The following is a 16,577-nucleotide window of genomic DNA, read 5'->3' as shown; positions in this document are numbered from 1 at the left end:
TGCAGTCATGAATATGAACGACCTTGTCTCGGTGTCGGTCGACGATCATCTCGTCGAGCCGCCAGATATGTTCGCCGACCACATACCGGCGAAGTACAAGGAGGATGTGCCCAAGCTGATCCAGCGCGAAGACGGCACCGACGCATGGGTTTTCGAGGGCCAGGAGGCCACCAACGTCGGCCCTAACGCCGTCGCGGGTCGCCGTCCGGACGAGTACGGCGCGGAGCCCACGAAACTTTCGGGATCCGGGAGGGCTGCTACAACATCCACGAGCGGATCCGCGATATGAACGCCAACGGGGTGGCCGCGGCGTTGAACTTCCCGTCGTATCCGCAGTTCTGCGGACAGTACTTCGCGCGCGCCCAGGACAAAGAACTCGGCCTGGCCGTACTCCGCGCCGTCGACGCACTGCGCGCCCAGGCAAAGGACGTCGACCTCGGCTTCCGCTCCTCGGAGCGGTTGAAGAAAACCGGCACCGACACGGTCAGTGTGCTGGATCTGGCCGCGAAACTGCCGACCTGAGCCGCCGGCCATGGACGTCGATCAGCTGCTCACGGCCACTCGGTCCGCACGCAAGTCGCTGGACCTGGAGACACCGGTTGAGCTCGACGAGATCTGTGACTGTTTGCGGATCGGGTTGCAGGCGCCCAATGGGTCCAACCAGCAGGCGTGGCGCTGGTTAGTCATCACCGAGCCCGGGTTACGGCAAGCGATAGCTGACCTCTACCGCAAGGCGTATCTGGGCAAGGTCGGTGGGCAACTGATCGCCGGCTTCATGCCCGCGGGAACCCCGGAAGGCCGGCTGATGAGCTCCACGGAGTGGCTGGTCGAGCACCTCTCAGAGATACCCGTGATGGTGATCCCCTGCTACGAGCCGTACCTGCCACGTGCAGATGGAGACGAATCGTTCTATCAGGCAACGCTTTACGGTTCGATCTATCCCGCCGTATGGAATTTTCAGCTCGCGCTGCACACCCGCGGTTACGGCACCTGCGTGACTACGCTGCACCTGCAACACGAGAAGGAGGTGCGCGAACTGCTCGGCATTCCTGATTCGTATGTACAGGGCTGCCTGCTACCGGTCGCGAGGTTGCGCACCGAACATGAATTCAAGCCCGCGCCGCGGCGACCACTCGACGAAGTCGTCGCCTACAACGGCTGGAATCTGGAGGACCAATCGTGACGGACGCCGATCTACGCGGACAGCTCCGGCAACTGACGGACCGGGCCGAGATACACGACTGCGTCCAGCGCTACGCCCGCGGAATGGACAGACGTGACCGCGAACTTCTCCGGTCGGCGTATCACGACGACGCCATCGATGATCACGTCGGATTCGTCGGTCCGGTTGAGGATTTCATCGATTGGGCATTCGCCTACCACTCGACGCAGACGCGTTACCAGCACTACCTGCTTAATCACACCGTTGAGCTCAATGGCGACGAGGCCCACGCGGAGACCTACTATTTGTTCGTCGGAACCGACCGCGAACCCGCCAACCACATAACGCTTTCCGGCGGTCGATACGTCGACCGTCTGGAACGCCGGGACGGTCGCTGGGCCATCGTCGATCGGGTGTGCGTCGCGGAATGGACTGCTGAATCCCAGTCGTTCATCACCGATGAGGTCCTCGCCATGCTCACCGACGTCAAGGGGGCCGCCCACGACCGCAGCGACCCCTCCTACACCCGCCCCCTAGTCGCAAAGCGTGGCGACCGGGGGTCATAAGTCGTTCGCCTATTCCGATCCGGATCGCCGTGCGCGATGGTCGGCGGAGCCCGAAACGCTGGTTAGACTTTGCAGACCGCGATGAGAAGAAAGCCGAATGCCGAGCAGAGGCGGCGCGAGCTGTGTGATGCAGCGATCGAGCTGCTGGCGGAGGACGGCGCGCGCGGCGTGACTCACCTTCGCGTAGACCGCAGGGCCGGTGTCGCCGACGGCACCACATCGTTCTATTTCCAGACCAGGTCCGCGTTGCTGCACGGGGTGACCAATCGGGTCGTTGAGCTCGACGTAGCCGACTTCACCGCGGCGTTGGACGAGGTCAGGGGCGCTGAGTATGACAAGGCGGAATCGCTGCTGTCGCATTTGGCCGAACAGGCGATGCGCACGGCGGTCGAACCCGAGCGTTCACGTGCGCGTGCGCGGTTCGAACTCCAAATGATGGCCGCCCGCGATCCGGAACTGAGCGAGGTGTTCCAGCAGTTGATGGATCAGTTTGTCGCGATCAGCGAAGCCGCGGTGGCGCAGCTTCAGCCGGCGGGCGTTCCGCCTGATGTGGAGCTCATCAGAGAGCAGGCGTTCGCGGTCGTGACGTTTCTCGGTGGATTTCTGTTCCGCCTCTCCAACGGGCTGGCGCGGCTGGAGAACCCGAAGAAACTCGAGGGCTATCTCCATGCGGTCATCGCGGGCGTCGCCGCCGAGCACGCTCGTATCAAGAACGCCGACTGATCACGTCGGCGTCACGAGGACCCGGCCGTACGCCGCCGTGTCGCGGACCAGATCGAAGGCTTCGGCTATTTGGTTGAGCCCGAACGCCGGTCCGATCACGACGGTCGGGTCGACCGCGCCGGTGCTGAAAGCGGTTATCACCTCACGGAATTCGCTCGGTGTGTAGCAGACGGAGTAGCGGATCGTAAGTTCTTTGAGCAGGGCGGTGATCGGCTCGATCGCCGTCGGCTCTGCGCATGCGCCGGAGATCACGATGCGTCCGCATGGGCGGACGGCCGCCTGGCATGCCTGCAGAAGTTCTGGTCGCCCAACGCATTCCAGCGCGACGTCATAACCAGCCACGTCAGCCTCGGCAACCGAGGCCACGACATCGGTCGCGCCCATCCGCCCTGCCAACTCGCGGCGCTTCGGATCGGGATCGGCCGCCGTCACGCGTCGCGCACCGACCGCATGCGCCCACGCGACCGTGGTGAGGCCGACCCCGCCCGCGCCGACGACGAGGACGTCCTCGCCTTCGCGGACTTCGGCGCTGCGGACGCCGTGCAACCCGACCGCGAACGGTTCGACCAACGCTGCATGGCTTTTTGTCACGTCGTCGGGAAGCGCGAATGCGTGCCGGGCGGGGACGAGGGCCAGTTCGGCGAACCCGCCTCCGTCTGGCCCCATCCCGATATAGCGCGTTTGCGCACAATGCGATACGACGCCGTCCGCACAATATCGGCAGGATCCACAGGACACCACGGGCAGGACGGCCACATTGGTTCCCTCGTGCCAGTCACCCGCATCGGATCCGACGGCGACGATGTCACCGCCGAACTCGTGACCCATGACCATGCCTGCGGGCATGAAGGGCTGAGCCTTGATGTCGGAACCGCAGACGCCGCACGCCGCGACGCGAATGACGAGTTCGCCTGGACCCGGCACCGGATCGGGTACCTCGACTAGCTCGAACCCGTGGTCCTCTGTCGTCACCGCTGCCTTCACGATGCTTCGCCTTCCATCTCGATGTCGAACACGTCAAGGTATTCGGCGAACACCGGTTCCAGATCGGCGGACGTCACCCCCGCGCCGTCGAGCGAGTAGGACTGCACACCGAAGCGGTCCTGCGGGTGTCGGTTCAGCCAGTCGAGCATCGCCTGCTCGGTGGACCAAGTGAGCTCGTCTCCGGCCCAGTCGTACAGCGATCGCATGACGCCGACCGGGTCACGCAGAAGCTCTGCGTAATGCAGGTCGAAGAAGCGGTCGTCGCCGATGCGGCGACGGGTCTGCAGCGGCCTGCTGACGTGCTCGTGTAGCTGACGCAGCACATTCGGCACGATCTCATCGACGTCAATCTCGGCTCCGAGCACCGCACGCGAGAGGTAGTTCAGCCGGAGAAAGGATGCGGTGGACTTGATCGGGTCCCGGTGGGCCCACACAATGCGAGCGTCTGGGAATTCAGCCAGCAGCGTTTCGATGTGCACCGCATGCGAAGGCATCTTCAGCGACCACGTGCCGGGTGACCGCGACTGAAGAAGCTGCAAGACCGACCTCTCCCATTGGTAGGCGCTCGACATGTCGGTCTCGAGCAGCCAGTCGGCGTAGGCGCTGGTCGGCATGAAGGCCTCCCAGAGATACGCCTTGAAGTCCTGGTTCTGGACGAATACGCACTCCGTCGGTCCGTCGGCCTCGTCCCAGTGGATCATCGGGATGTTCGCCGCCTTCAGGCCTTCGGCGAGCACGTCGAGTTCGGCCTTCTTCTTCAGACAACGCGGATCCGACCGCAACGTGTCCGGGGTCGACGGCGGCACCGAATCTTCGGCCTCCCACGTCAGCAACGACCGCCGCTGCGGATCCTGGTCCAGCAGATAACTCGCCAGCGACGTACCTGTCCGCGGCAGCCCGAGCACGACGAGCGGTCGGTCGACCTTTTCCTGCGCGACTTCCGGGTGGACGTTGAGGTAGTCCACAATGCGCAGCCGGTTCCACAGCGCGTCGACGAACTGGCCGTAGAGGTAGTCCCGCCCGCCCTCGTTGACCCCGGGCGCGGATTCGATCGTTTCGACAAGCAGATTCAAACCTTCCCGCCACGAGTCGCTACCGAAGTCGTCGAGCCCGGCCCGCTCGGAGGCGCGGGTGATGAGATCGTCGATGGCGGGTGCGGTCGATGATCGCCGAGAAGTCGTCATGTCGGACGAGACTATACGGCCGTAGAGAACAAATGTTAGGTTATCAAGGAAGCAATTCTGAGAGGTCGAACCCGAATGCCGCCATCACTCGACGAACTTGTTAAACAAGGAGACGGTGCTCAAGACGCCGTAGACCTTGACGACGGCATCTTCATGTCGAAGAACATTGCCAACAGCTACCTGGTGACGACGCCGGAGGGCGACGTGCTGATCAACACCGGCACCGACTTCGAAGCCGCTGAGATCAAGGCGCGGTTCGCCAGGGTGAGCAAGGGTCCATTGCGGGTCATCACGTTCACCCAAGGTCATCCCGACCACGTGGGTGGCTGGGATCTGTTCAACGAGCCGGGCGCCGACACGGTGGCCCAGGCGAACCACAGCGATGTACGGGAGTATTGGCGCCGCCTACATCCGTTCTATGCACGACGGATCATGACGCTGTGGGGCGCGTTCATGGACGTGGACGCGACGGCCATGGAGCTGCCGCCGGAGCCGGTACTCACCACAACCTTCATCGACAGCCATGCGTTCGAACTCGGCGGGCGTCGGTTCGAGCTCTACTCCACGCCCGGGGGCGAGACCACAGACGCGTCCGCCGTGTGGATGCCCGAGCACCGAATCGCGTTCATAGGCAACTTGATGGGGCCGTTCTTCGGCCATGTGCCCAATCTGTACACGCTGCGCGGCGACAAGATCCGCAGCGCAATGCAATTCATCCACTCTGTCGACCGAGTGATCGGACTCGAGCCCGACACACTGATCAACGGACACGACGTCTTCCGCGGAGCGGACGAGATCGCCCAAACGATGTCCAAGGTGCGCGACGCGACGGCGTATCTGCGCGACCGCACGATCGACGGGATGAATTCGGGCGCCGACATGTGGACGTTGATGCGCGACGTCACGCTGCCTGCCGAGCTCACGCTGCCGCAGGTGCATGGGAAGGTGCCGTGGATCGTGCGCGCCATCTGGGAAGAACACGTCGGCTGGTTCCGCTACGAATCGACGACCGAGCTCTACGACGTCCCCGCGTCGTCGGTGTGGCCGGACATCATCGAGTTGGCGGGCGGGACGACTGCACTGACCGAGCGCGCCCAGGCGCACGCGGAACAAGGCCGCGCATTGCACGCGTTGCACTTGGCCGACATCGCGCTTACCCACACACCTGGAGATCCGGCCGCGTCGCAGGTGAAACGGACTGCGCTGCAGCAGCTTCTGAGTGCCAGCGGACGTGAGAACTTCAGCGAGGTGCAATGGCTGGAGCAGGAGATCAAGAGCGCGACGACACAGGAGAACCAATGAAGCCCGAGGACCTCCACCACACCGGCGTCGTCGTCGACGATCTTGACGCCACCATGGACTGGTTCACCAAGGTGGCCGACTACCGGTGGACCGAAGTGGTCGAGGCCGAGCAGGTAGGTGTGACACCGCAGGGCGAGGTGACCATCCCGATGCGGATGGTCTATTCAGGATGTGAACCGCGGGTCGAGTTCCTGCAGACGGTCCCTGGCACGATATGGACCCCAGCGAATTCAGGCGTGCACCACATCGGCTACTGGTCGGACGACGTCGAATCAGACCTGGCAACGCTGGTAGACAACGGAATGCAATGCGAGGTGAAGTCGTACATCCCCGACGGCTCCGGAAAGCTGTTGTGGGCGTACTGCAAGGGACCGACCGGACCGCGTATCGAACTCGTCGGCCGGGCTATGCAGCCGTTCGTCGAGTACTGGTGGTCGACCGCCGACAGCCCGCCGGTGTGAGTCAGCGATCACGAAGGCGATGCGATTCGGGCTCAAGGGCGGTTGACCGCAAACACGGATCCATCCTGCTTGTACTGCGTTCGGCCGCGTGAACATTTCGGGCCGTCATGCCTCACACATTCGAAAGACTCCCGCAAACGCGCCGTTCTGTTAGCCTCAGACGGGCATGTCGGGGAACAAATATTTGGCAGCAAGCGATAATCTGAGTGTCTCGGAGCCCGTGGGATGTCCTAGCCGCCCATTACGGACTGAGACCGGTAGAATCCGGTCGCAGTGCCGCATACGACAGGAGTCGAGGTAGAGCTAGCCATGTCCGACCTCGACGCGGCAACACGAAACGGCCAACCCGCCGCGCCGGCGCGTCGGAACTCAAAAAAACTCGCGACCGGGCCCAGCGACCCGACGGTCGACGACACACGGCGCACCGAGATTTTGAAAATCGCCAATGCGGTAATCGCTAAATCCGGTTTGCGCACGTCATTGCAACAGATCGCCGACGCCGCAGGAATTCTCGCGGGCAGTCTCTATCACCACTTCGAATCCAAAGAAGCGATTCTGGTCGAGCTGATCCGGCGATACCACGCTGACCTGGATCGCATCGGCGAACTGGCGCTGGCGCAACTGGACGAGCCAGACCCCCGTCCGGCATCCGAGCAGATCATCAGCCTCGGTTGTGCGATCGCCCGCTGCGCGGTGGAGCACAGGGCCGCACTGCAGATGTCGTTCTACGAGGGCCCCAGCGCCGACCCGGCACTGATCGAGCTCACCCGGCGCCGACCCGAGAAGATCCAGGCCGCCATGCTTCAGGCGCTCCGGGCCGGCCGCTGGAGCGGCTACATCAGACTCGGCGCCGACTTGCCGACGCTGGCGGACCGAATCTGCCAGGCCATGCTGCACGTCGGGCTTGATCTGATTAGACACAAGGCATCGAGCGATCAGGTGGCGACGCTGATGTGTCGCATCATGCTCGAGGGATTGGCCGCCACCCCACCGACCGACGACGACCTCGATCGGTCCAGTGCGTTCGCCGCCGCCGATGCCGTCATCCGCACCTGGGTCGATGACCAGGATGACGACGACGACAAGGCCGCGCACGTGCGCGCAGTGGCACGCGCGGAATTCGGCCGTCGCGGTTACGAGATGACGACCATTCGTGACATCGCCTCGGCCGCAGGGCTGGGCACGGGGACCGTTTATCGGGTGATTGGCTCCAAGGATGAACTGCTGATGTCGATCATGCTGTCGTTCGGCAAGAAGGTCGGCGGCGCATGGACTGACATTCTGCGCTCTGATTCAACCCCATCGGAAAAGCTTGACGCGCTGAGTTGGCTGAATATCAGTGCCCTTGACCAGTTTCCCGATGAGTTCCGGATCCAACTCGCATGGCTGCGCCAGGCGCCGCCGGACACTCCAACTCCCGCGTTCTCGTACACGACTCGCATCCGCCAGATGAAAGCTCTACTGTCCGAAGGCATTCGCTCCGGAGACATCACGATCAGCAGCCCCTCCGCGGAGATGCTCGCGCGGTGCGTGATCGGTGAACAATGGATTCCCGAGAACATCCTCCGTGACATCGGCACGCGCCAGTCTCTGATTCTGGTCCGCGACACCGTGCTGCGAGGCGTCGCAGTCCGCAACCCGTAGTGGCAGCTCGCTGAGGCAAGTTCGTGCCGTGACCGCCGAGCGGCGCTGCAGGGGCCGGTCAGTCCCAGATCACCTTCAGGTGCTGCGGAGAGCGGAAGAACGTGCCGGCGACGTAGGGCTGCGGCGCCTCGGGATCGAGCCGAAGTCCGGGCAACCGGTCGAAAAGCGTGTTGAAGATCAAGGTGCTCTCGAGTCGGGCCAAATGCATGCCTAGACACACATGCGCACCATGACCGAACCCGATGTGGGGCTTGCGATCTCGGAAGATGTTAAAGGTTTCGGGGTCGTCCCACCTGTTTTCGTCGTGATTGGCGCTTCCAAGGTTCATCGCGATGGTCGAGCCTTTCGGGATGTCGGCCCCGTGGAACTCGACGCTACGCGTCGTCTCCCGCATGAAGTTCAGTAGCGGCGTTTCCCAACGAATGCCCTCCTCGATCGCCTGCGGCAGCAGGCTGCGGTCCGCCTGCACCGCGGCGAGCTGATCGGGGTGGGTCAACAGTCCGATCGCGAGGCTGGCCGTCGAGCGTGACGTGGTCTCTGCCCCCGCGGGCAGCAGGTTGCGCATGAAGCCATAGATCTGCTCATCCGACATCGTGACGCCGTCGATGTCCGACTCGGCCAGCACCGTCACCATGTCGTCTTTGGGATGGCGTCGACGGTCAGCGAGGATTTCGATGAAGTACTCCTTGAGCTGTGCGGATGCCTTCAGCGCGCCATCCATGTCGGAATGAAATCCGAGCAGGTCGATGGCCAGTCTGTGGAATTCGGGAATATCGGCTTCCGGCAGACCGATCAGCGCCGCGATGACCCGCACCGGGATCGGCATAAAGACCTCTTCGACAAGGTCGGCCCGCTTGGCATCACGGAACCTCTCAATGGTGCGCTCCACGAGAGGCTGGACCAGCTCGGCCTCCCATCGCCGCATAGATGAACGGGCGAAGGCGAACTCGTGCAGTTTGCGATACAGGGCGTGCTCGGGTTCCTGCATCTCGAGAATGGTCGGCCCCTGGAGGGGGCGGACGATGTCCTCATAGCAGCGCGTGCTGAACGTCTGGTTGTCGGTGAAAACGGCCTTCACCACATCGAAGCTGTAGACCGAGAAGATCTGCTGCCCGCCATCCGAACTAGGCGGTATACCCATCTCCGGCCAGCCGCGATGAACGGCAGCTGACGCCCTCAATTCGGCCAGCATCGGATAGGGCGACGCGTCACCGACAGCGCCCATGCCTTCGTCGAACTTGGCCTGTGCATCCTTGACGCCCTGTGTCAGTTCGTCGGAGACGACCGGTTCGGTCATGTGGTGACTTCCTTCCGACACGACTCGCGACACTGCGGACACAGGCTTGCGTCGATCATTGGCCCGACCTCTCGGTCGACATCAACTCATTCAGTGCATCGCCAAGGTCACCACCCGATGCCGTGGCGCCCACGGCCCGCGCGACATTCGGCATCACCACGTCGCCGACCCGCTTGAGATATGGCCATGCCAGGTCCGGCGGTAGGCCGCCACACAGTGGTGACAGGTTGAGCATCTCGCCGGAAGACACTCGCTCGACCGCTTCCGCCACACTGAGGATGCGGTGCGACTTGGAGGTGGCGCGCAGCTCTGCGACATCGTTGGCACGCGAGATACCCGCGGAAGTCTCGTTATCGGGGTTCCACTCGGCATACATCCTGGCGTCGTGAAGGAGGTGTTCGCCGATTTCGTCCCATGCGTGATCCACGTCGTCGGCGACGAAGACCACCGTTGGGGTATCGCGGTCGGGCACGAGGACGGGGCCCGGCTGATGTCCGTGTTGCCTCGAAGCGGATTCGTATGCCTCCTGCATGCCGGGCTCGCCGCCATTGGCCAATAGCCCAAGACCGTACCTGCCGGCCCGCCGCGCGGCTGCCAAGCTCGCGCCACCCCACATCAGCGTCGGGCCACCAGGGGTCCGCGGCGGCGGCGTCACCGCGATGCGCCTGCCGTTGTGCACGACGGGCTCACCCGACAGCAGTTCGCGGAGCAGGCCGAGTTTCTCGTCGGCGAGCCGCCCGCGACGGTGGATATCGAGGCCGAAATGCTCGTATTCCTCAGGCCGATAACCGATTCCGAATACGACCGACACCCGGCCTTCGCTGATGATGTCGAGCACGACGAGGTCTTCTGCGAGGCGCACCGGATCATAGAACGGCAGGATCACGACGAGGCTCAAGAGGAGACGCTCGGTGCGGGCAGCGATCGCGGAAGCGAGAACGATCGGTGACGGCAGGTAGCCATCTTCGGAACCATGGTGCTCACACAGCACCGCGGCGATGCAGCCTCGCGTCTCCGCCCAGGCGCTCATGTCGGCGGCTGCCGAGTACAGCGCGGAAGTCGGCGCGCCGAAGGCCGGTGCGCGCATGTCAAATCTCAGGGTGAACGTGACAGGCTCCTCTACCAGAGTTTGTACGGATGGCCCGCTCAGTCGAATACGTGTCGCGGCAGTGTTGTCGGAATGTCCAGGGAGCTCAGCAATCCAGGCGCTGAGTCGACGACGAACGGGACCGCGTTGACCACCCGCATCGCGGTGGCGGCCATGGCAGCGTGGCCGGCGCCGTGGCCCGCTGCTTCGCCCAGAGTCATCGCGCAGTGGACATCGGGGTCGCCTTCGATGTCGACGCGATAGGTTGCGTCGAACTCCGAGGCCGGCCAGTCGGGGGCGACGTCGCGCGCCATTCGGATGATGTGCTCGATGACGATCGCCTCCCGGCCGTTGACGATGCCCGCCGCGTGCGTACGCACTGCCCCGCAGGTACCTGCCTTGATCGTGCCGAACGCGACCTCGATGTCTCGGTCGGTCAACTGGCGGTCGAGGGTGCCACGCACCTCCTCCACTTCGACACCGAGACCCTTCGCAATCAGATGAATCGGCGCCTTCCAGGCCAGCTCGATGAACCCCGGCGTTTTCAACATCGGCTCGAAGTCGAGTGGGCGACCGAATCCCATCCCGTCCATCATCACGTCCGCGACCGGGTAGTGATCGTTGAGCGCGATTTCGGTCGATGTGATGGTCCGGATGCGTTTGGACTGGGTCGTCATCAGCAGCGCGAGCTGGTCGGAGGCGAAACCGGGGAATACGCCCGAGGCATAGAAGGACGCGTTTCCCGCCTTGGCCGCCTCCTCCAACTCAGCGCGCCAATCCGGTGCGTAATACGACGGCGGATACACGAGACTGGTGGACGTCGTCGATACGACATTGATGCCCGCATGTAGTAGCCGTACGTAATCCGGCACCGCACCGGCGTCACGCTCGGGGCCGCTGGCGGCGTACACCACGCAGTCGGGGCCAAGGGCGATCAGCGCATCGGCATCGTTCGTGGCGGTCAACCCCATGGCTTCACCGCCGGTCAGCTCACCGACGTCTCTGCCGTCCTTCTCCGGCGAATGAACCCAGACACCAACGAGTTCGAGGTCGGGGCGACGTCGTATCGCATCGATCGCGATCGTGCCGACCCCTCCGGTGGCCCACACGACGGTCCGCAGGGGTTTCAGGGCGGATGTCACACGCGATCTCCTCACCTCAATGCACGACTTGCAGCCGGAAAGCGTCCGACGGCCGCCATAGCACCCCGGACCATCAGGCCCGACCTTAACCTAATGTTAGTTCCAGGCCTACGGATCGGATCGATCACGCCGGCATGCGGCGGCCAACGGCATGTCGAATGGCGTACAGCACTACCAGTCGACAATCACCGGAGGGTCCGACGTTGTGGGCTTGCGGATCAAATATTAGGTGTCACTGGCGACGATCCAGGCTCTAGGCGCGGCCCTCGAGCGGCGAGCGACGAGCCAGGGTGGTGAACATCAGCCAGCGCGTGAGGAGTTGGGTTCGTGCCTCGCGAGCGATCTTCGAATCCGGGAGCAGGATCGCATCGATATCGAAGGATCGCGCGTTGGAGTTCGGCAGTCCCAACCGCATGCGGACCTGAGCAGGAGCGGTGTGGAGCAACACCCGATTCGCGCTCGCGAACTCACGCAGTTTCTCACCGCGGGTCAGCCGGCCACCACGTTGTCGCGCCCACCCGACCGTCCCGAAGCTCGTCGACGTCGAACTGATTGAACCCATGCCGGTTTGAGTCATGACGCCAGTCTGTGCGCGCGGTCACGGCGTCACAATGACACGTATACCTCGGATTCGGACATCGGCCGTGCCGGCAACGGCCTACTCGGGCAGCCGCAGCTCGGGCTTTTCCACCTCTTCGATGTTGACGTCCTTGAAGGTGATCACCCGCACGTGCTTGACGAACCGGGCGGGCCGGTACATGTCCCAGACCCAGGCGTCGGCCAGCCGCAGCTCGAAGTAGACCTCACCCTCGGAGTTACGCGGCACCAACTCGACGCTATTGGCGAGGTAGAAGCGCCGCTCGGTCTCCACGACATAGCTGAACTGCCCGACAATGTCCTTGTATTCGCGGTAGAGCGAGAGCTCCATCTCGGTTTCATACTTCTCGAGATCTTCGGCACTCATCGACTCAGCTGTCCTTCACGTAGGTCTGATTCCATTCTTCCCCTACCCGAGTTGGCTCTGCTGCTCGGGTTCGGTGTCCAGAGCGTCCTCTGGGACCAATTCGCCCTCGACCGTCACCAGTCGGCGCACGTTGATGAACGAGTATCGATGCTGGCCGCAGGGCCCCAGCTCGGCCAATGCCGCGGTGTGCGCGGGCGTGCTGTAGCCCTTGTGATCGGCGAAACCGTAGCCCGGATGCTCGGACTCCATCTTGACCATCAGCCGGTCACGGCTCACTTTCGCCAACACGCTGGCCGCCGCGATGCACGCCGCCGCGGCGTCGCCACCGACTACCGGCAGCGAGGGCATCGGCAACCCGGGCACCCGGAAACCGTCCGACAGCACATAGCCAGGGCGGACCGAAAGCCCGGCCACCGCCCGGCGCATGCCCTCGATGTTCGCCACGTGCACGCCTCGCCGATCCACTTCCACCGAAGGAATGAACACCACGTGATACGCCAGCGCGTACCGGCGGATCAGCGGAAACAGCCGCTCGCGTTCTTTTTCGTTGAGCTTTTTGGAATCGTCGAGGGCCGAGAGGCTCTCCAGTCGGTTGGGTCCAAGCACGCAGGCCGCCACCACCAGCGGGCCGGCGCACGCGCCGCGGCCAACCTCGTCGACACCTGCGACCGGGCCAAGACCGCCGCGATACAACGCGGACTCCAGGGTGCGCAGGCCCGAGGACTTCCGAATCACGGTTCGCGGAGGCCATGTCGCTGGCAAGTGCCACTCCTATTGGGTCTGGGGGTCCACGCTGCCCACTCCGCCCCATCGCGACGGCGGCCAGGCGATGAACCGTGCCTTTCCAATGACATTGTCTACCGGGATCGTGCCCGCCGTCGGGTCGCCCGTACAGAGCAGCCCGCGCTGAGCGTCGGCAGGAGTGTTGCTGCAGTGGGCGCGTGAGTCGGCCGAATGGGTGCGGTTGTCGCCCATCACCCACAGCCTGCCCTCGGGCACCTTCACCGGACCGAACTCATTGCCGAGGCAGGGGTAGACCTTGGTGTCGGCCATCATCGTCGTTGGGTCGAGGTACGGCTCGGACAACGCCTTGCCGTCGACCGTCAGCCCGGTTTTGGCACGGCACTCGACGGTCTGGCCACCGACCGCGATCACGCGCTTCACCAGGTCGTTCTCGTCCGGCGGAACGAACCCGACGAACGAGAGCGCATTCTGCAGCCAGCGCACCGCTGTGTTGTCCGAGCGGATCGACTTGTAGCCGATGTTCCAGTTCGGCGGCCCCTTGAACACGATCACGTCGCCGGGCTCCGGCGATGAGAACCGGTAGGTCAGCTTGTCCACCATGATCCGGTCGCCGACGCACCCGTTGCAGCCGTGAAGTGTGGGTTCCATCGATTCCGATGGGATCAGGTACGGACGCGCGACGAACGTCAGCATCACGTAGTACAGGACGATGGCGATGGTGATCAGGATCGCGGATTCGCGAAGTGCGCCGTGCTTCTTCTTCGGCTCGGATTCCGCGTCGTCGCCGCCGGCATCCGGATCAATAGACGAGTCGTCGGGGTCCGTAGGTCCGGTCACCGCATCAGAGTAGCCAGCGCGATGCTCGCCGCCGCTTGCCTCGCGTTCCACGGTTCAGAAACCGCTGGGCAGGCGGCTGGAAACGCCAGTCAGCGCTTTTCCTTGATCTTCGCCTTCTTGCCGCGCAGCTCGCGCAGGTAGTACAGCTTGGCGCGACGCACGTCACCACGGGTGACGACGTCGATGTGGTCGATGTTGGGCGAGTGCACCGGGAAGGTCCGCTCGACGCCGACGCCGTAGCTTTCCTTGCGAACGGTGAAGGTCTCGCGGATGCCGCCGCCCTGCCGGCGAAGAACGACACCCTTGAAGACCTGGATGCGCTCCTTGGAGCCCTCGATGACCTTCACGTGAACGTTCACGGTGTCGCCGGGGCTGAAGTCCGGGATGTCGTCGCGCAGCGACGTCTGATCGACGAAGTCCAGCGTGTTCATCGGTGACACTTCCTTGCTGTTGGCGGCTGCGGGCTTCTCTGTCGCGGTGTGACGCTCACATCGACGGACAGCCGAGCCGATCTATCGGGCGGATCTGGGTGTATCTCGCAGCGGGGCCGTCCCCGGTCCTGCGCAGACAACTGCTCAATTGTGCCAGATAGGCGCCAATCTCTGAAATCCAATGAAATCGCCGCCATCTGCGTGCCCCAAACACCGGCAAGACCTAAGTACGCACGATGCCATCTCGACGATTAGGCTGAAATCACGGGCGGTGGCGGTACCGCAAGCCCCAGATTCCGGTTCCGGAAACACTGATTGGAGGGCCATGCGACGGGGACCGTCGAAGCTGGTCACAGCGCTTTGCGCCGTCGCGGTCGCGGCGCCCTTCGTCTCGGCTTGCGAGGCAAAGGTGTACGGCACGCCGCCCGAGCCCGCCGGCCCGCAACTGACCGTCGTCGCACCTCAGGGCAGCATGGCGCCGCTTCCGGAGTCCCCGCCCGACGAGCCCGCCGCCACCTTCGACGGCCTCGACGACCGCGCGAGGCTGGCCACCGCCGACGCCGCCAAGGCGGGCGCCGACATCACCACCGTGGTGCTGGACCGCAATACCGGCCAGACCGTCTCCAATGGCAACGGCTCTGCGATGCCGATCGCCTCCGTGGTGAAGCTGTTCATCGCCGACGATCTGCTGCTGCAGGAATCGAGGGGCCAGACCAAGCTCTCCCCTGCCGACCGCGCGGCGCTCGACATCATGCTGCGCGCCTCCGACGACAGCGCCGCCGAGGTGTTCTGGAACCGCAGCGGCGGCAGCGCGATCATCTCGCGCGTGACCGCGCGCTATGGGTTGCGGGCGACGACGACGCCGTATAACGGGCGGTGGTTCAACACCATGAGCACGGCGGGTGACCTCGTCCACTACTACGACATGCTGCTCGCGGGTACCGGCGGGCTGCCGCGGGAGCAGGCCAGCGTCATCCTGTCCAACCTGGCAGCGTCCACACCGACCGCGCCCGACGGCACGGTGCCCGGCGGGGTTTACCCACAGCGATTCGGAATCCCCGAGGGCCTCTACGCCGAGCCGGTGGCGGTCAAGCAGGGCTGGTTCTGCTGCTGGAATGGCGGCAACTGGGTGCACTTGTCGACCGGCGTGATCGGGCCGGACCGTCGGTACGTCATGGCGATCGGCTCGATGCAGCCCGCCGACGACAAGACGGCACGCAACACCATCACCCAAGCGGTCAAGACGATGTTTCCGGGCGGCCGTATTTAATCCAGCAGGTCGGGCCGGCGCTGTTGCGTGCGTTGCAGACCCTGTTCACGGCGCCACGCCGCCACCTTGGCGTGGTCACCCGACAGCAGAATTTCGGGCACGTCGAGCCCTCGCCAGCTGGGCGGTCTGGTGTAGCTGGGCGCTTCCAGTACGCCGTCAGAGTGCGAATCGTCTTGGTGTGAAGCGGGATTCCCGAGCACACCGGGAAGCAGGCGAACGACGGCTTCGATCATGACCAGGGCCGCCGACTCGCCGCCGGGCAGCACATAGTCGCCGATCGACACCTCCTCGACCCGCATCCGTCGGCCAGCGTCGTCCACGACGCGCTGGTCGATGCCCTCGTAGCGTCCGCACGCGAACACCAGATGCTTCTCGGCAGTCCAATGTTGGGCGTCGGCCTGAGTGAACAGCCTGCCCGCCGGCGTCGGCACGACGAGAAGCGTTTCATCCGAACATATTTCGTCCAGCGCATCACCCCATACCGGGGCCTTCATCACCATGCCGGGACCGCCACCGTACGGCGAATCGTCGACGGACCGATGCACGTCATGGGTCCACCGCCGCAGGTCATGCACTGCGAGCTCGACGATGCCGGAGTCGATGGCCTTGCCGGGCAACGACTGCCGCAACGGTGCCAGGTAATCCGGGAAGACGGTGACGACATCAATGCGCATGGTCTACTCCATCTCCAGTAGACCCTCGGGCGGATCGATTTCGATGGTCTGGTCGGCCAACGACACCGACGTCACGATGGCGGCGACGAACGGCACCAGCACCTC

18 protein-coding genes and 2 pseudogenes are annotated in these 16,577 nt (G+C 64.0%); 8 read left to right on the top strand and 12 right to left on the bottom strand.

The window, feature by feature from the left end; genetic code table 11:
• Positions 1-7: 7 nt before the first annotated feature.
• From VFH65_RS31315 to VFH65_RS31300, 4 genes and pseudogenes are all read left to right on the top strand, one after another.
• Positions 8-399 (top strand): annotated as a pseudogene (locus VFH65_RS31315) (amidohydrolase); the annotation flags it as partial.
• Positions 400-532: 133 nt separating this feature from the next.
• Complete coding sequence (locus VFH65_RS31310) at positions 533-1,183, top strand: nitroreductase family protein (protein WP_353327304.1); 651 nt, start codon at positions 533-535, stop codon at positions 1,181-1,183.
• On the top strand, positions 1,180-1,728 hold the full coding sequence (locus VFH65_RS31305) for a nuclear transport factor 2 family protein (protein WP_353327302.1): 549 nt from the start codon (positions 1,180-1,182) through the stop codon (positions 1,726-1,728). The genes VFH65_RS31310 and VFH65_RS31305 overlap by 4 nt, the downstream gene beginning before the upstream one ends.
• 81 nt (positions 1,729-1,809) lie before the next feature.
• Entirely contained in the window at positions 1,810-2,451 is a 642-nt protein-coding gene (locus VFH65_RS31300) for a TetR/AcrR family transcriptional regulator (protein WP_353327300.1), read from the top strand.
• Here the strand turns inward: VFH65_RS31300 and VFH65_RS31295 are convergent, their stop codons facing one another.
• A complete protein-coding gene (locus tag VFH65_RS31295; RefSeq protein WP_353327298.1) occupies positions 2,452-3,435 on the bottom strand; it encodes a zinc-dependent alcohol dehydrogenase in 984 nt (327 codons plus the stop codon). It lies immediately after the preceding gene.
• A complete protein-coding gene (locus VFH65_RS31290) occupies positions 3,432-4,619 on the bottom strand; it encodes a sulfotransferase family protein (RefSeq protein ID WP_353327296.1) in 1,188 nt (395 codons plus the stop codon). Before VFH65_RS31290 ends, VFH65_RS31295 begins: the two co-directional genes overlap by 4 nt.
• Positions 4,620-4,694: 75 nt before the next feature.
• Between VFH65_RS31290 and VFH65_RS31285 the strand changes: the two genes are divergently transcribed.
• From VFH65_RS31285 to VFH65_RS31275, 3 genes are all read left to right on the top strand, one after another.
• A complete protein-coding gene (locus VFH65_RS31285; RefSeq protein ID WP_353327294.1) occupies positions 4,695-5,921 on the top strand; it encodes an alkyl sulfatase dimerization domain-containing protein in 1,227 nt (408 codons plus the stop codon).
• A complete protein-coding gene (locus tag VFH65_RS31280; RefSeq protein ID WP_353327292.1) occupies positions 5,918-6,382 on the top strand; it encodes a VOC family protein in 465 nt (154 codons plus the stop codon). Before VFH65_RS31285 ends, VFH65_RS31280 begins: the two co-directional genes overlap by 4 nt.
• 309 nt (positions 6,383-6,691) lie before the next feature.
• Positions 6,692-8,026 (top strand): TetR/AcrR family transcriptional regulator, encoded by a 1,335-nt coding sequence (locus VFH65_RS31275; protein WP_353327290.1) that lies wholly within the window; start codon positions 6,692-6,694, stop codon positions 8,024-8,026.
• Positions 8,027-8,084: 58 nt separating this feature from the next.
• On the opposite strand, the gene VFH65_RS31270 is transcribed toward VFH65_RS31275, so the two are convergent.
• From VFH65_RS31270 to rplS, 8 genes are all read right to left on the bottom strand, one after another.
• A complete protein-coding gene (locus tag VFH65_RS31270; RefSeq protein WP_353327288.1) occupies positions 8,085-9,323 on the bottom strand; it encodes a cytochrome P450 in 1,239 nt (412 codons plus the stop codon).
• Between the two features lie 55 nt (positions 9,324-9,378).
• Positions 9,379-10,410 carry an LLM class flavin-dependent oxidoreductase gene (locus tag VFH65_RS31265; protein ID WP_353327286.1) on the bottom strand — a complete coding sequence of 344 codons (1,032 nt, stop codon included), beginning with the start codon at positions 10,408-10,410 and terminating at the stop codon, positions 9,379-9,381.
• 59 nt (positions 10,411-10,469) lie between these two features.
• Entirely contained in the window at positions 10,470-11,552 is a 1,083-nt protein-coding gene (locus VFH65_RS31260; RefSeq protein ID WP_353327284.1) for a dihydrodipicolinate reductase, read from the bottom strand.
• A gap of 253 nt (positions 11,553-11,805) precedes the next feature.
• On the bottom strand, positions 11,806-12,129 hold the full coding sequence (locus tag VFH65_RS31255) for a hypothetical protein (protein WP_353327283.1): 324 nt from the start codon (positions 12,127-12,129) through the stop codon (positions 11,806-11,808).
• A gap of 81 nt (positions 12,130-12,210) precedes the next feature.
• Positions 12,211-12,516, bottom strand: a complete 306-nt coding sequence (locus VFH65_RS31250; RefSeq protein ID WP_110314881.1) for a DUF2469 domain-containing protein — start codon at positions 12,514-12,516, stop codon at positions 12,211-12,213.
• A gap of 42 nt (positions 12,517-12,558) precedes the next feature.
• Entirely contained in the window at positions 12,559-13,278 is a 720-nt protein-coding gene (locus VFH65_RS31245; protein WP_353327281.1) for a ribonuclease HII, read from the bottom strand.
• 9 nt (positions 13,279-13,287) lie between these two features.
• On the bottom strand, positions 13,288-14,148 hold the full coding sequence (lepB, locus tag VFH65_RS31240) for a signal peptidase I (RefSeq protein WP_414688552.1): 861 nt from the start codon (positions 14,146-14,148) through the stop codon (positions 13,288-13,290).
• A 38-nt stretch (positions 14,149-14,186) separates the two neighbouring features.
• Positions 14,187-14,528 carry a 50S ribosomal protein L19 gene (gene rplS, locus VFH65_RS31235; protein ID WP_014214050.1) on the bottom strand — a complete coding sequence of 114 codons (342 nt, stop codon included), beginning with the start codon at positions 14,526-14,528 and terminating at the stop codon, positions 14,187-14,189.
• 325 nt (positions 14,529-14,853) lie between these two features.
• Between rplS and VFH65_RS31230 the strand changes: the two genes are divergently transcribed.
• Positions 14,854-15,798 carry a hypothetical protein gene (locus VFH65_RS31230; RefSeq protein WP_353327279.1) on the top strand — a complete coding sequence of 315 codons (945 nt, stop codon included), beginning with the start codon at positions 14,854-14,856 and terminating at the stop codon, positions 15,796-15,798.
• Here the strand turns inward: VFH65_RS31230 and trmD are convergent.
• Both trmD and VFH65_RS31220 read right to left on the bottom strand, forming a co-directional pair.
• Positions 15,795-16,472, bottom strand: coding sequence for a tRNA (guanosine(37)-N1)-methyltransferase TrmD (gene trmD, locus VFH65_RS31225; protein ID WP_353327277.1), 678 nt, complete (start codon positions 16,470-16,472; stop codon positions 15,795-15,797). The genes VFH65_RS31230 and trmD overlap by 4 nt on opposite strands.
• Before the next feature lie 3 nt (positions 16,473-16,475).
• Positions 16,476-16,577, bottom strand: a pseudogene (locus VFH65_RS31220) (ribosome maturation factor RimM); the annotation flags it as partial.

The sequence above is a fragment of the Mycobacterium sp. genome, from assembly GCF_035697385.1.
Classification (GTDB): domain Bacteria; phylum Actinomycetota; class Actinomycetes; order Mycobacteriales; family Mycobacteriaceae; genus Mycobacterium.
Note: the sequence above shows the minus strand (reverse complement) of the source record. Positions and strands in the feature narration are given on the sequence as shown.